This window comes from Streptomyces sp. NPDC004065, assembly GCF_044903565.1.
Classification (GTDB): Bacteria; Actinomycetota; Actinomycetes; order Streptomycetales; family Streptomycetaceae; genus Streptomyces.
Genome location: NZ_JBJDQT010000009.1, coordinates 127,861 through 142,218, shown reverse-complemented (window position 1 = coordinate 142,218; position 14,358 = coordinate 127,861). Strand labels below are relative to the sequence as shown.

The following is a 14,358-nucleotide window of genomic DNA, read 5'->3' as shown; positions in this document are numbered from 1 at the left end:
AAACCGTCCGGCAGCTTGAATCTGGCAGTGGGCAGATACACCCCATCTTGCCGTACCGCCACCCCTGTGCGGAAACCCGTGGGGCCGGACGCCTGTGACCTGCGGTTTCGCCGGCGAACACCACGGCTCGCGACCCGACCGCCACCGCCGGTCGCCGGTGGCCGGAGTCGACCGGCCGGATGGTCGGACGGCCCAGGGGTGGCCCAGGTCGGCCCGCCGCCCGGCCGCCGTCCCGGGGTCGCTCCCCGGCCCCCGGGGCACGGCCGGGGCCGGCCACGGACGGGCGGGCGGCCGGTCACGCCCTGCGTTTCTTGCCCTGTCGAGTTGGCAAGGTGCTGTGGGTCCTCGGGCGCAGGGGCCCGGGTCCCGGGGGTGTGGGGCTCAGTCCTGGGTCGTCCTCTTCTTGCGGATGATGCTCAGGACCGTGGCGCCGAGGACCAGGAGGCTGGAGCCGATGGCGGCGATCAGGGGGGTGGTGTCGGTGCCGCCGGTGTCGGCGAGGTTGGTGCCGACGGGGGTGCCGGCCGTGGCGGGGCTGGGCTCGCTCAGGGTCTGGGTGGTCGTGCCGGTCGCCGGGCCCTGCGTCTTGCAGTCGAGGACGCCCGTGAAGCGCCGGCCGTGGTCGCCGAGGACGGTGATCGCGAAGTCGTAGGCCTGGTCCTCGGCGAGGGGGACCGTCACCGTCCGGGAGGCCCCGGCGGCGATGGTGTGCCGGGTGCCGAGCAGTTCGAAGGCGAACTCCTTGTCGCCCTTGTTGGCCGCGGTGATGTCCAGCCCGCCCTTGGCGCAGTCCTTCGCGGCGGACAGGGCGGGTATCGCGCCCTTGCCGGCCCAGGTGGCGCTCGCCGCCGCGGTGACCGTCGACTCGCTGGAGCCGGCCAGGATCTGGGTCTGGCTGCGGCTGTCGGAGGTGAAGGCCCGGCCCACCGGCACCGTCGTGGAGGCCTGCACGGTCAGTTCGGCCGCGCCGGGCGGTGCGTCCTCGGGCACCTCGAAGAACACCTGCCCGCCGTCCTCGGCGGACGTCACCGGCCTGCCCTTGGCGTCCACGACGCGTACCCCGCCCGCGGCGGCGTCGGCCGGCGGCGTCACCGTGACACTGCCGGCCCCGGTGTGCACGGTGACCGGGCCCAGCCGGTGGCCGGGCCGGCCCGCGACGGCGGGCGGGTCGAGGGTCAGCGAGGCGTTGGGCTCGGGCAGGTCCTGGGCGCTCTTCTCCAGGTAGTCCGCCAGTTTCTCGGCCTGCGGGTCGGCGGCGTCGACGTGCGCGCCGTCGGAGTAGCGCCAGATCGCCACCTGGGTGCCGGCCGCCGCGTCCTGCTCGCTGAGACCGCGCACGCCCGCCTTGGCCGCGAGGGCCGTGAGATCGTTGACCTGCGGGTAGGAGTTCTGCAGGATCCAGCGGATCCGGCCGGCGTTCTTGTTGGCGCCGAGCGAGGTGCCGCTCCACGGGGTCTCGTGGTACTTGGCGTCCCTCTGCGTGGGGTTGTGGATGTCGACGCAGTAGGTCTGCAGCATGCCGCCGCCGTCGACGGACATCTCGAACAGTCCGGCGGAGACCTGGTAGTCCCCGTCCCGCTCATGGATGACGGCGGTGCCGTACGTCTTCAGGGCGCCGATGGTGGCGGTCGCCCCGCCCTGGCTCTGGGGCGTCCCCGCGGCGGCGGCCGGGCCGGCCAGGGCCAGCGCACCCGCGGCGAGGAGTCCGGACACCAGGGTTCCGGCGGCGAGGCGGGCCGCCCCTCGCCTGCGCGGCGACGGCGCAGCGTACGAAGCACACACAGAATTCCCCTCCGAGCGGGACCCGTTGATGTGGGGGAACGGTCCCACCAGCAGAATCTCCAGGCCCACAGAGCCTGTTCGGCATACTAAGGATCAGCCGCACCACCACCGGGCTGTCATATCGTCAGATGACTGATCCGAATCGGAATCGTTATCGCCCACAGCGGTTCTTCGAGCGAGGTGTGCGAGCCCTGTGCGGCTTTCCGGCGCCTTGGAACGGCCTGCCCGTGCATGGGCTGGTGAGCCTGGCCGCCCGTGCGACGCGGCCGGAGGACGCGCCGACGTCCGGGCGTCCGCGCCGCCCCGTGCCCTCAGGTGACCGCGGCGGGTTCCCGTTGCTGCGGGGCGGTGTCCGCGTCCGCCGGCGGTCCCTCCGTCTCCCAGGCGGGTTCCGGCTGTGCGGGCGCCGCGGCGGCGGCAGGCTCGGGGCGGCCCGAGCGCCGGAAGAGGGCGGTGCCCCGGGCCAGGTCGTGGCCGATCGCCACGGCGTCGATGTCCGCCCGGGTCCGGGTGTTGCCGTCGCGGGTCTCCGTGCGCACCTTCAGCCGGCCCTGCACGACGACCGGGTCGCCCACGTTGAGCGAGGCCATCGTGTTCGAGGCGAGCTGGCGATTGGCCCACACCGTGAAGAAGTTGGTGTGCCCGTCCGTCCAGCCGCCCTTCTCGCGGTCCCAGTAGCGCGAGGTCACCGCCAGCCGGAACCTCGCCGACGCGCCCGACGCCGTCTCCCGGTACACCGGCTGCGTCGCCACGTTGCCCACCGTGCAGACCATCGTCTCGTTCATCGCGAACCCCTCCCCCCGCCGGCCGTCCGGCCGGGCGGACACGCGTACGGGCCCTTCCCGTACGGCTGCGTCTGGTGCCCGGCGACCGCGTCCCTAGCGATCGCCGCGGCACCAGACTGCCTCCGCCGGGCCGAGCCCGCTGAGCCCTGTGGACCAACGCCCGCCTGTGGAAAACTCCGTCACCCCGACGGGTGAAGTCCGCGCACGCGGTGACTCCTCCGCCTCACCTCGGCCCCACCCCCGTGACCCGTGCGTACTGTTCGCGTACCTCCCGGTACCGCAGCAGTTCCGCCGCCACCGGGTCCAGCACCCGGGCCCGGCCGCATCCCGCGGCCGCCTCTCTGAGCCGGCGTTCCGCCTCCTGGCCGTACCGGCGCGCCGGCGCCCGCGCCGCGATGCGGCAGCTCCACTCCACGATCGGGCCGCCGATGATGCCGGCCACCATCAGCAGCACCGGCACGCCCAGATTCGGCGACATGACACCGACGATCTGTCCGACCAGCCACAGACCCCCGATGACCTGGAGGATCGTCATCGACGCCTGCGCCAGCACCGCCGCGGGCCACCAGCCCGGCCGCGGCGGGCGGCCGGGCGGCAGTCCCGCGCGCGCCGCCAGTTCGTCCAGCGCCTCGGGCAGCCCCTGGGACCCGCGCACGGCGGCCTCCCGCACGGCCTGCGCCCAGGGAGCGGGCAGGCCGTGCGAGGCACGGTCGGCCACGGTGCGCACCGCCTGCTCGACGCGCTGCCGCGCGGTGGCCTCCTCCTCCGGCTGGGCGCGCAGCGGCAGCCGGCCGGTGGGCGGCTCGCCGCGGTCCTGGTACCACCGCCACAGCCGCAGCCAGGGAGTGCCGCACGCCCGGCCCGCGTTGCGCAGCCAGGCGCGTTCGGCGGCCTCGCCGGCGGCGGTGGCGCCCACCGCGTCCGCGAGCCGCGCCGCGAACTCCTCGCGCGCTTCCTCGCTGAGTCCGGCGCGCCGCTGGGCGGTGTAGACGGGCCGCAGCCGGCCGGCCGCGACGTCCACGTCGGCGGAGATCCGGCGGGCGGCGGCCCCCCGCTCGGTCACGAACTGGCCCAGCGCCTCGCGCAGTTCACCGACGCCCTCACCGGTGAGCGCGGACAGCGCGAGCACCGTCGCACCCGGCTCGCCGTGCTCCCCGAGGGCGACGCCGTCCTCGTCGAGCAGCCGCCGCAGATCGTCGACGACCTGGTCGGCGGCCTCCCCGGGGAGCCGGTCGACCTGGTTGAGCACGACGAACATGATCTCGGCGTGGCCCGCCATGGGCCGCAGATAGCGCTCGTGCAGGACCGCGTCGGCGTACTTCTCCGGGTCCACGACCCAGATGACGGCGTCCACCAGCCGCAGGATCCGGTCGACGTGTTCACGGTGCTGCACGGCGGCCGAGTCGTGGTCGGGCAGGTCGACGAGGACCAGTCCCCGCAGTTGCGGGTCGCCGTCGGTGCCCTGGAGGGGGCGCCTGCGCAGCCGCCCGGGGATGCCGAGCCGGTCGATCAGGCCGGCCGCGCCGTCGCTCCAGCTGCACGCGATGGGCGCCGCGGTGGTGGGCCTGCGCACTCCGGTCTCCGAGATGGGCACCCCGGCGAGCGCGTTGAACAGCTGGGACTTGCCGCTGCCTGTGGCGCCCGCGATGGCGACGACCGTGTGCTGCCCGGACAGCCGGCGCCGCGCCGCCGCCTCGTCGAGGACGCGGCCCGCCTCGGCGAGAGTCCGGCTGTCGAGCCGGGTGCGGGACAGGCCCACCAGTTCGCGCAGCGCGTCCAGCCGGGAGCGCAGGGGGTCGTCGTAGGCGAGCGGCGTCGCGGCCGGCTGACGGGGGGCGCGGGGCTCCACCGTCGGTACGAGCTCGGCGGGGGCGCTCTCGGTGACCCGGCGGGCGATCAGCCCGTCGTCCCAGATGCCCTCGGAGTCCGTACTGCCATCCGTGTCGCCCTCCGTGTCGCGCTTCGCGTCCCCCCTCGCGTCGCCCTTCGTGTCGCCCTTCGTGTCGCCCTCCTTGGGGCGCGCGTGCCGGTCGTCGGCCTCCAGGGCCTGCCCGTGGCCGGTGCGGGGAGCGGCGGCATCGGAGCCGGCGTGAGCAGGTGCACGTCCGGACTCCGTACGCACGGGTCCGGCTTCGAGGTCCGTACGCGCCGGCGGTCCTCCGTGCTCCGGACGTCCGTGCTCCGGACGTCCGTGCTCCGGACGTCCGTGCTCCGGACGTCCGTGCTCCGTCCGTCCGTGCTCCGTACGGGTGGCCCCGTCCGCGGGGTCCGGGCGGACGGGCGCGCCGCCGGAGTCCGCAGGGGCCGGTGCGCCCCCGGAGTCCATGCGCGCGGGTACGCCCCCGAAATCCGCACGAGCGGGTGGGCCGCCCGCCCAGTCCGTGGGCGCGGCCCACGCGCCCTGACGGTCCGCATGGCCCGGCCGGTCACCGCTCTCCGCCCGCACCTGGGCACCCACGGACCCGGGGCGGCGCACCTGACCGCCACTGGGCTCCGCGCCCGCACGCGCACCCTCGTGGTCCGCACCCGGCGGCCCGCCACCGGGCTGCACGCGCGCGTGCAGGGCGGCGGGCGCGTGCCCGAAAGCGAGCCCGTGCCCGGACGCGAGCCCATGGGGGGAGGCGGGCGCGTGCAGCGGGACGCGCGCGGGGAACGGTTCTGCCGCAGGAGCGGGCGCAGGGGCGCAAGCGGCTCCCGGAACGAGGGCGGATGCGGGAACGAGGACCCCCACGCCCTCGGTGGTCGCCCCACCGGTCACCCTGCCGTCCGCCCCACCAGCCACCCCGCCGTCCACCCCACCAGCCACCCTGCTGTCCACCCCACCGGTCCCCCTGCCGTCCGCTCCACCGTGCTCCCTGCCGTCCACCCCACCGTTCTCCTTGCCGTCCGCCCCGCCCTGTCCCGCCGGCGCGCCGTCCCTACGGCTGTCCGTGCCGCCGCCCTCCGCCGCCACGGCACCCCTGTGGGCGGCCGTCGCGGCCGTCGCGGCTTCCCCGCCGGGCTCTCCCACGCCCTCGGTCCTCCCGGGCGCCTCCGCGCCCTGGGGATCACGCGGGCCGCGCGGTGTGCCCGCCTCCGACGGGTCCGGGATCCCCACGACGTCCTCGCCTCTTCTCCTGTCCGTGGGGACGGCGCCCTCCGAACGATCCGTGTGTTCGGTCTGGTCCTGGTCAGTGACGGCGGTCACCGGTCACCTCTCCTTCAGCAGTACGGACAGCGCGGCGATGAGTTCGGCCTGGGGCTCCGGATTGACCTCCAGGGCGTCGAGCGGCGCCAGCCGGCGCTCACGCTCGCTGTGCATCACCCGGTCCACGTAGTCGGTGAGCAGCCGTCCGGCCCGGTCGCGCAGCCGCAGCGCGCCGTGCGCGCTGATCCGTTCGGCGAGCCCCTCGCCCGCGGAACGGGCGCGGTTGCCCCCCAGCAGTCCGGTGGCGGCCAGGGCGGCGACGACCTCGGGGTCCGGTGCGACGCTGCGGTCGAGTTCGCGCACCTCGTCCTCGGCGTGCTCCTCGAGTTCGCGCCGCCACCGCCGTACGGCCACTCCGATGCGGTGCTCGGCGCGTTCCATGGTGGGGTCGCGGTCGGTGAGTCCCGGTGCGGCGGCGGCCGGCTCGCGCCGCCAGGCGTCGTCGATGCGCTCGTCGGCGGCGGTCACGGCGCACACCAGCAGCGCGGCGAGGCTTTCCACGAGCGCGTCGAGCAGTTCGCCCGCGGTGCAGTCCAGCGGGTAGGCGCGCCATCGTTTGAGGGCGTCGCCGGCCAGTACCGCCCCGGACCGCAGCCGTCCGCGCACGCGCGCGTGCTCGGTGTCGTAGGCGGTGTCGACTGCGGCGGTGAGCCGCAGGGCCGCCGCGTACTGCGCGGCGGCCGCGCCGGCCAGTTCGGGCAGCCGGGACTTCAGGGAGTCCAGGACGCCGTTGGCCGTGCGGACCATGGTGTGCTGCCGGGCCGCCGCGTCCTGGGCCTGGTGCACCAGCCAGGTGCGCAGCGCCGCCACGGCGGTGCTGGGCAGCAGCCCGCCGCCCCACGCGGACTCCGGCAGTTCCGGCACCGTGAACCGCGGTACGTCGCCCAGGCCGGCCTTGGTCAGCAGCGCGCCGTACTGGCGGGAGACCTCGGAGACCACCTGGTGCGGGACCCGGTCCAGCACGGTCACCAGGGTGACGTCGTACTCCTTGGCGGCGCGCAGCAGGTGCCAGGGGATGGCGTCGGCGTACCGGGCGGCGGTGGTGACCATGACCCAGATGTCGGCCGCGCAGATCAGCTCCGCGGCCAGGAGGCGGTTCTCGGCGATCAGCGAGTCGACGTCGGGCGCGTCCAGAAGGGCCAGGCCGGGGGGCACGGTCTCGACGGTCTCGACCCGCAGCACGCGCCGGCGGTGGTCGGCGGGGCCGTGCAGGTCGTCGTCGAGCCCCGGCTCGGGCCGGGGCACCCACACGCGTGCCAGGTCGGGCAGCACGCGCAGGTCGCTGAACCAGTGGTGGTCGTCCGGATGGCACACCAGCACCGGCGTCCGCGTGGTCGGCCGCAGCACTCCCGCCTCGCTGACCCGTCGTCCGACGAGCGAGTTGACGAGCGTGGACTTCCCGGCGCCCGTGGAGCCGCCGACGACGGCCAGCAACGGCGCTTGGGGCTGCCGCAATCGGGGCACCAAGTAGTCGTCGAGCTGTGCGAGCAGTTCGTCGCGGTTGGCACGCGCGCGTGGGGCTCCCGCCAGGGGCAGCGGAAAGCGTGCGGCGGCGACACGGTCGCGCAGTGCGGAAAGTGCGTCGAGCAGCTGAGGCCGTACGTCCAAGGTCACCACATGCGAAGAATGCCCAATTTTAGGGCCATTCTGAAGCATATGAGCATGTCTGCGCGCCGACGGAACACAAGGGACGGAAGGGACGACTGGGACACAGGCGCGGTCCAGGCATAACGAGTGCACAACACCGGGTGCACCGGAGACCAAAAGCGATGCACGATTCGTACCTGCCTGCGATTATCAGGACCGCTTCACCGAACCTCCACATTGAGCCACGGAGGCGAAGCAACAGGGACACGGATCCGGGAGCCCTATCCTTGTCCCCGGCAACGTCACGGAACAGCCCTCACCCGGGCACCACGACAGAGGCCACCACACCAGGCCCCCGTAGCTCAGTGGATAGAGCAGGCGCCTTCTAAGCGCTTGGCCGCAGGTTCGAGTCCTGCCGGGGGCGCCACCCCTCGCCCTCCCCCTCGGGAGGGCTTTTCCGTTCGGGGACGGTCAGAGCCCCGTCAGACCCCCGTCGAAGCGGCCGGGCGTCGCGCGCGATCCCGAAAGGCCGAAAATCGGCATCGGCGAGGACGCGGTACAGGAACTCGGGGGCGGACATGCCGTACCGGTGCCATGGGTCGCCGTCATCCGCCGAACGCCTCGTGGAGCTCCTTGCAGTCCGCCGGCAGCGGGACCCGGACCGCCCGGAGCGGTGCGCGCGGAGGCCGTGGCCGGCTCAGGCGACGCGCAGCAGGAGCTTTCCGGTGGAGGTGCGGTCGCCCATGAGGCGGTGGGCCTCGGCCGCCTCGTGCAGCGGGAACTCCGCGGTGACGGGCAGCGAGACGATCCCCTCGGCGACGGTGCGCAGTGCGCGGGCGGTCAACTCGCGCAGTGCGTCGGGTGCCGTGCCGGCCAGGGCCAGGACGGAGAAGCCGCTGACGGACAGGCCGCGGGTGGCGAGGTCGGCCTGTCCGGCCTGCCACGGGTCGGCGCCGCTCGCGTTGCCGAAGGAGACGAGACGCCCGAAGGCGGCCAGCGCGTCCAGTCCGCGGCGCAACGTGTCCCCGCCGACCGGGTCGAGCACCACATCGACGCCCCTGCCGCCGGTGGCGCGGCGCACGTCCTGGTCGAAGGTGCCGGCCAGGAACACGTCGTCGTACCCGTGCGCGCGGGCGCACTCGGCCTTGGCCTTGCTGGAGGTCACCCCGTACACGGCGCCCGCGCCCGCCGCGCGGGCCAGTTGCCCGGCCGCCGTTCCGACACCGCCGGCGGCGCCCTGCACGAGGACGCTCTCCCCGGCCCGCAGCCGGCCCACCTCGTGCACCAGGGCGTGAGCGGTCGGCAGCACCGTCGGCACGGTCGCCGCGGTGCGCAGGTCCACGCCGGCGGGCAGGGCGAACACGGCCACCGCATCGGCGACGACCACGTCGGCATATCCACCGCCCTGCAGGAGCGCGGCGACCTCCTGTCCCGCCTCCAGCGTGGTCACGCCCTCGCCGACGGCCCGGATGCGCCCGGACACCTCCAGGCCGGGGCGGTGGGGCAGCGAAGTGACCCGGTACCCGTCGGCCCTCCCCTTGAGATCGGCGAAGTTGACGCCCGCCCACGCGACGTCGATGGTCACCTGTCCGGCGCCGGGCTCGGGGACCTCGGCCTCGACGACCCGCAGCACATCAGGGCCGCCGTACTCCTGGAACTCGACCGCACGCATACGCAGAACCACCCCTCCGAGAGTGTTCGACGGCAAGCAAACACTCACACTGTATGATGACGATCGAACACTCCGCAACGAGCGACGTCGGACGTCGGAGAGGGGCGAGCGATGACGGACAAGGCTCCGGGCAAGAGCCACCGCCCGGCACCCGTGTGCACGCACCCCGACGACGTCCCGCTGCTGACCGCGCTGACCGCGCTCGCCGACCCGGTCCGCATCCAACTGGTGCGCACCCTCGCCGACCATCCGGACTGGTCCCTGAGTTGCAGCGACTTCGACGTGCCCATCGGCCGGGCGGCCAAGAGCCACCACTTCTCGGTGCTGCGCGCCGCCGGGCTGGTCGAACAACGCGACGACGGGCCCAAGCGGCTCAACCGGCTCCGGCGGGAAGAGTTCGACGCCCGTTTCCCCGGCCTGCTCTCCCTCGCGCTCCGCGACGACGAAGTCCCTTCCGTACGGGGCCGGGTCGTGTGACGGTACGGATGCAAGGACGTGATGTCCGCCTGGCAGGGTGATCGGGTGGACATGCGTGAGGGAGTCAACTGCCGTACGCCGGCCGGGCGGAGAAGGGGCGAGCCTTCGAGTGGGGCGGCACGGGCGGCCGTCGGGGCGGGGCGGGCGGCCGTCCGGGCGGTACGGGCGGGGCGGGCGGTCGTCGGGGCGGGGCTGCTCGTGGTCGGGGTGCCGGCGGGGCTCGTCGGCTGCACGTCGTCCTCCGGGCCCGAACTCCTCGCGCCCCCGGTCCACTACGTATCGCGCGACCCCCAGAACACCGACCAGTTGCACATCGCGGAGAAGCGGGCCGCCGGCGCCACGGTCACCTTCGACGCCCGCGACCTGGCCGGCGTCGCGGTACTGAGAACGGCGATGGACGCCTGCCCCGTCCGTCTGCCGGTGTTCCAGTGCGCGGGACAGGACGCGGACCCCTCCCAGAACTTCCGCCTCACTCCCGCGCGGGGCGCCAAGGCGGGTGACTCGGCGGTACTGCGCTACCGGGTGACCGTGCCCGGCAGGCCCGCCGTCACCGGGAGTTCCCGGATCGTCGTCGGCAAGCCGGAGTTGGTGGCCGACGCGCGCCCCGACCGCCCCGACGTCGACCCGGGCGGCCGGCTCGCCGTCTCACTGACCCTGCGCAACACCGGCGATGTGCCCGCCCGCGGAGTCGCGCTCCGCATGACCACGCGGGACGGCCTCGCACCGGCCGTCAGGCACGGCAACTGCCGTTACCGGGACAGCAGGATGTGGTGCCGCCTGCCGGCCGCAGACGTCGTCATCCCCCCGGGCGCGTCCTACCGGCTGGGAACCCGCGAAGTCCTCAGGGCCGCCGAGGACGCCACCTACCCCGGCGTCACGTTCGAGGCCGCCGCCCTCGGGACCGACTACGTGCCCCCGGCCGTACTGGCGTCGCAGTACGCGTCCGGTGACGGAGCCGCGCTCCGCCTGGTCCCCGCGGACGCCCGGGACGACGGGACGGCCGGCGCCCGGGACCGGGGGACGGCCGGCGCCCGGGGCGGCGGGACCGCGGACAGCGTCACGTCGGAGGTGAAGGTCGCGGTGCGGAACACCTCCGACCTGGTCGCCGTCGCCGGTGGCGTCAAAGGGCCGGTCGGCAGCCGCGCCACGGTGCGGATCGGTGTGCGCAACGACGGTCCCGGTGCGCTGCCCGTCCCGGTGCGCGTCGAGTTCACGGTGCCGGCGGGCACCACCGTGGTCTCCTCCCCCTACGAGTTCGACAGGGACGAGGAAGTGATCGACCAGGAGTGCCGCGCCATCGGACCGTACGGCACGCCCCTGGTCGCCGCGTCCGAGAAGCAGCCGAGCGCACGCCGTTACGTGTGCACGGCGCGGACCGCGGCGGTGGGCGCCACGACGACCTTCCCCTTCACCCTCCGCATCGACGAGGACGTCGCCCACCGCGGCGGGCGGGTCACCGTCTCCGGCGGCGAGGCCGGGCGTCCCAGCCATGACACCGCGTCCGCCAATGACACCGCCGAGGTGACCGTGGCGGTCTGGCCGGGCCCCTCCTGGGCCACTCCCGGCGCCTTGCTGGCAGCGGCGATCGTCCTGGCCGTACTGGTCCCCGGCGCGGCCCTGGGCATTTGGCGCCGCGGGCGGCGCTCACGCTGAGGGGGTTCCCCCATCGCGACAGCCCTCCGGCCGGCGAGTCGGGATCCGATGGGTCCCGATCGCCGGCCGGAGGGCCTTGTTCGTCGCCTCTGCCGTCCCTCTGCCGTCCCTCACCCGTCCGCCGGGGCCGGGGCCGGGCCGTCGGAGGGCGGACGGTCAGGGCGTTTCGACCACGTGCAGCTCCGTGGCCGTGTCACCGGCGAAGTCGCCGTCGCCGGCATAGGTCGCGGTGATGGTGTACGGACTGTCCACCGAGTCCGTGTAGGTGTGGGTGGTCGTCACCGTGCCTCCGGTGAGGACGTCGCTGACGGTGGGTGAGCCGTCTCCGAAGTCGAAGGTGACCGTTCCCGTCGGCGTGCCGGCGCCGGGGGCGTCCGCGATCACCGTGGCCGTCACCGTCACCTCCTCGCCCACCTGCGACGGATTCGGGGACGAGACCACCGTCGCCGTCGTCGCCGCCTCGTCCACCGTGTGGCCGGTCGTCGCCGAGGACGCGGTGAAGTTGCTGTCCCCGCCGTACGAGGCGGTGATGGTGTACGGCGCGACCGATGCGTCGGTGTAGGTGTGGGTGGCCGTGGCGACCCCGCCCGCGACCGTCGCGGTGGTCGTGCCCGAGCTGTCTCCGAAGTCGAAGGTGACCGTTCCGGTCGGCGTTCCGGCACCCGGCGCGACCGGGTCCACCGTCGCCGTCACCGTCACCGTTTCGCCCACCACCGACGGATTCGGAACCGAGGTCACCGTCGCCGTCGTCGCCGCCTGGTCCACCGTGTGGCCATTGCTCGCCGTGGTGCCCTGGAAGTCGCCGTCCCCGCCGTACGAGACGGTGATGGTGTACGGCACGCCCGATGCGTCGGTGTAGGTGTGGGTGGTCGTCACCGACCCTCCGACGAGCGTGTCCGTGACGGGCGGTGTGCTGTCACCGAAGTCGATGGTGACCGTGCCCGTCGGCGTGCCGGCGCCCGGGGCCACCGGGGTCACCGTCGCCGTCACCGTCACCGGCTCTCCCGCCACCGACGGCTCGGGATTCGCCGTCACGTTCGCCGTGGTCGCCGCCGGATTCACGGTGTGGGTGTCCGAGCCCGTCGAGGCGGTGAAGTCGCCGCTTCCGCTGTAGACGGCGGTGACGGTGAACGGGCTGCCCGTCGTGGAGGTGTACGGGTGCGTGACCGTGGCCACCCCGCCCACCAGGGGCGCCGTCGAGCCCGAGTTGTCTCCGAAGTCGAAGGTGACCGTTCCGGTCGGCGTACCGGCGCCGGGGGCGAGCGGAACCACCGTGGCGGTGAATGTCACGGACTGGCCCACCACCGACGGGTTCGGCGACGACGCCACCGTCACCGCCGTCGCCGCCGGGCTGACGTTCTGGGAGTCCGAGTCGGTGGAGGAGTTGAAGTCGCCGTTCCCGGCATAGGTGGCGGTGACGGTGAACGGGCTGCCCGTCGCGGAGGTGTACGGGTGCGTGACCGTGGCCACACCGCCCGCCAGGGGCGCCGTCGCGTCCGGGCTTCCGTCCCCGAACTGGAAGGTGACCGTTCCGCTCGGCGTTCCGGCGCCCGGGGCGACCGGGGCCACCGTCGCCGTGAACGTCACCGGCTCCCCCACCAGCGACGGATTCGGTGTGGAGGTCAGCGCCGTGGTGGTGTCCGCCGCGTCGACGGTGTGGGGGTCGGTGCCCGAGGAGCCGGCGAAGCTGACGTCCCCGCCGTAGGAGGCGGTGATGGTGTACGGGCTCTGCGCGGTCGTGGTGTAGGTGTGGGTTGCCGTGGCCGTACCGCCCACGACGGCTCCGGTGACGGGCGTCGAGCCGTCGCCGAAGTCGAAGGTGACGGTGCCCGTCGGGGTGCCCGCGCCCGGGGGTGTCGCGGTGACGGTCGCCGTGGCGGTCACCTGTTCGCCGACGAGGGACGGGTCGGGTGCGGACGTCACCTGGGTGGTCGTCGGCGACTGGGCGACGGTGTGGGTGTCGCTGCCCGTCGAGGCGGCGAAGTTGCTGTTGCCGGTGTAGATGGCGTTGATGCTGTGCGAGCCCACGCTCAGGGTGCTGGTGGTGACGGTGGCGGTGCCGGCGACGACGGGTGCGCTGAGCACCGGGCCACCGCTGATGACGAAGAACATCGTCCCGCCCGGGGCGCCGGCTCCGGGCGGAGTCGGTGTGACCGTACCGGTGATCGTCACCAGCTCGCCGAAGGCCGACGGGTCGGGGGACGAGGTGACCGTGGTGGTCGTCGCGGCGACGTCCACGGTCTGGGTGTCGGTGCCGGCGGACGCCGCGAAGTCGGCGTTGCCCGCGTAGGTGGCCGTGACGGTGTAGGGGCTGCCGGCTGCGCCGGTGTAGGTGTGGGTGACGGTCGCCGTCCCGCCGGCCAGCGTCACGGTCTGCGCGGGTGAGCCGTCCCCGAAGGTGACGACCACGTTCCCGGCCGGTGTGCCGCTGCCGGGTGCCTGGGCGGCCACCGTGATGGTGGCCTGCACCTGCTGGCCGACCACGGAGGGGTCGGGGCTGGTGGTGACCGTGGTGGTGGTCGCCGCCGGTGCGACGGTCTGGGTGTCGCTGCCGGTGGAGGTGGCGAAGTCGGCGTCGCCGCCGTACGTCGCCGTCACCGCGTACGGACTGCCCGCGGTGCCGGTGTAGGTGTGGGTGACGGTCACGGTGCCGCCGGCCAGCGTCGCCGCCTGCGTGGGTGAGCCGTCACCGAAGTCGAACGTGACCGTGCCCGACGGCGTCCCGGCGCCCGGGGCCGCCGCGGCCACCGTGGCGGTGAACGTCACCTGCTCGCCCGCCACCGACGGATCCGGCGACGACGTCACCGACGTGGTCGTGGCGGCCGACAGCACCGTCTGCGTGTCCGAACCGCTCGAACCGGTGAAGTCGCCGTCGCCGCCGTACGTCGCCGTCACCGCGTAGGGACTGCCCGACGTCGAGGTGTAGGTGTGGGTGACGGTCGCGGTGCCGCCGGCCAGCGTCGCCGTCGTCGTCGAACTGTCACCGAAGTCGACGGTGACCGTCCCCGACGGCGTCCCCGCACCCGGGGCCACCGGAGCCACCGTCACGCTGAACGTCACCTGCTCGCCCGCCACCGACGGGTCCGGCGACGACGTCACCGACGTGGTCGTGGCGGCCGACAGCACCGTCTGCGTGTCCGAACCGCTCGAACCGGTGAAGTCGGCGCTGCCGCCGTACGTCGCCGTCACCGCATACGGACTGCCCGCGGTGCCGG

The 14,358-nt window shown here is 74.2% G+C and carries 9 protein-coding genes and 1 tRNA gene; 4 read left to right on the top strand and 6 right to left on the bottom strand.

The window, feature by feature from the left end; all coding sequences use genetic code 11:
- Positions 1-381: 381 nt before the first annotated feature.
- From ACI2LW_RS13145 to ACI2LW_RS13130, 4 genes are all read right to left on the bottom strand, one after another.
- Complete coding sequence (locus ACI2LW_RS13145; protein WP_404731272.1) at positions 382-1,782, bottom strand: Cys-Gln thioester bond-forming surface protein; 1,401 nt, start codon at positions 1,780-1,782, stop codon at positions 382-384.
- A gap of 311 nt (positions 1,783-2,093) precedes the next feature.
- Complete coding sequence (locus ACI2LW_RS13140; RefSeq protein ID WP_404731271.1) at positions 2,094-2,567, bottom strand: single-stranded DNA-binding protein; 474 nt, start codon at positions 2,565-2,567, stop codon at positions 2,094-2,096.
- Positions 2,568-2,790: 223 nt separating this feature from the next.
- On the bottom strand, positions 2,791-4,893 hold the full coding sequence (locus ACI2LW_RS13135) for a GTPase (RefSeq protein ID WP_404731270.1): 2,103 nt from the start codon (positions 4,891-4,893) through the stop codon (positions 2,791-2,793).
- Between the two features lie 864 nt (positions 4,894-5,757).
- Complete coding sequence (locus tag ACI2LW_RS13130; RefSeq protein WP_404731269.1) at positions 5,758-7,371, bottom strand: dynamin family protein; 1,614 nt, start codon at positions 7,369-7,371, stop codon at positions 5,758-5,760.
- A 321-nt stretch (positions 7,372-7,692) separates the two neighbouring features.
- Here ACI2LW_RS13130 and ACI2LW_RS13125 point away from each other — a divergent pair.
- Positions 7,693-7,768: transfer RNA gene (locus ACI2LW_RS13125), tRNA-Arg, on the top strand.
- 270 nt (positions 7,769-8,038) lie between these two features.
- Here the strand turns inward: ACI2LW_RS13125 and ACI2LW_RS13120 are convergent.
- The gene (locus ACI2LW_RS13120; protein WP_404731268.1) at positions 8,039-9,013 is read right to left on the bottom strand and encodes a zinc-binding alcohol dehydrogenase family protein; all 975 of its coding nucleotides are present in this window, start codon (positions 9,011-9,013) and stop codon (positions 8,039-8,041) included.
- 111 nt (positions 9,014-9,124) lie between these two features.
- Here ACI2LW_RS13120 and ACI2LW_RS13115 point away from each other — a divergent pair, with 111 nt between their 5' ends.
- Positions 9,125-9,490, top strand: a complete 366-nt coding sequence (locus tag ACI2LW_RS13115) for an ArsR/SmtB family transcription factor (RefSeq protein WP_404731267.1) — start codon at positions 9,125-9,127, stop codon at positions 9,488-9,490.
- A 51-nt stretch (positions 9,491-9,541) separates the two neighbouring features.
- Positions 9,542-11,143 carry a hypothetical protein gene (locus ACI2LW_RS13110; protein WP_404731266.1) on the top strand — a complete coding sequence of 534 codons (1,602 nt, stop codon included), beginning with the start codon at positions 9,542-9,544 and terminating at the stop codon, positions 11,141-11,143.
- A gap of 156 nt (positions 11,144-11,299) precedes the next feature.
- Here the strand turns inward: ACI2LW_RS13110 and ACI2LW_RS13105 are convergent, their stop codons facing one another.
- Positions 11,300-14,185, bottom strand: a complete 2,886-nt coding sequence (locus ACI2LW_RS13105) for a beta strand repeat-containing protein (protein WP_404731326.1) — start codon at positions 14,183-14,185, stop codon at positions 11,300-11,302.
- On the opposite strand from ACI2LW_RS13105, the gene ACI2LW_RS13100 reads away from it, so the two are divergent.
- Positions 14,076-14,358, top strand: a 283-nt coding sequence (locus ACI2LW_RS13100; RefSeq protein WP_404731330.1) for a hypothetical protein, incomplete at its 3' end; no start/stop codon positions are given. The genes ACI2LW_RS13105 and ACI2LW_RS13100 overlap by 110 nt on opposite strands.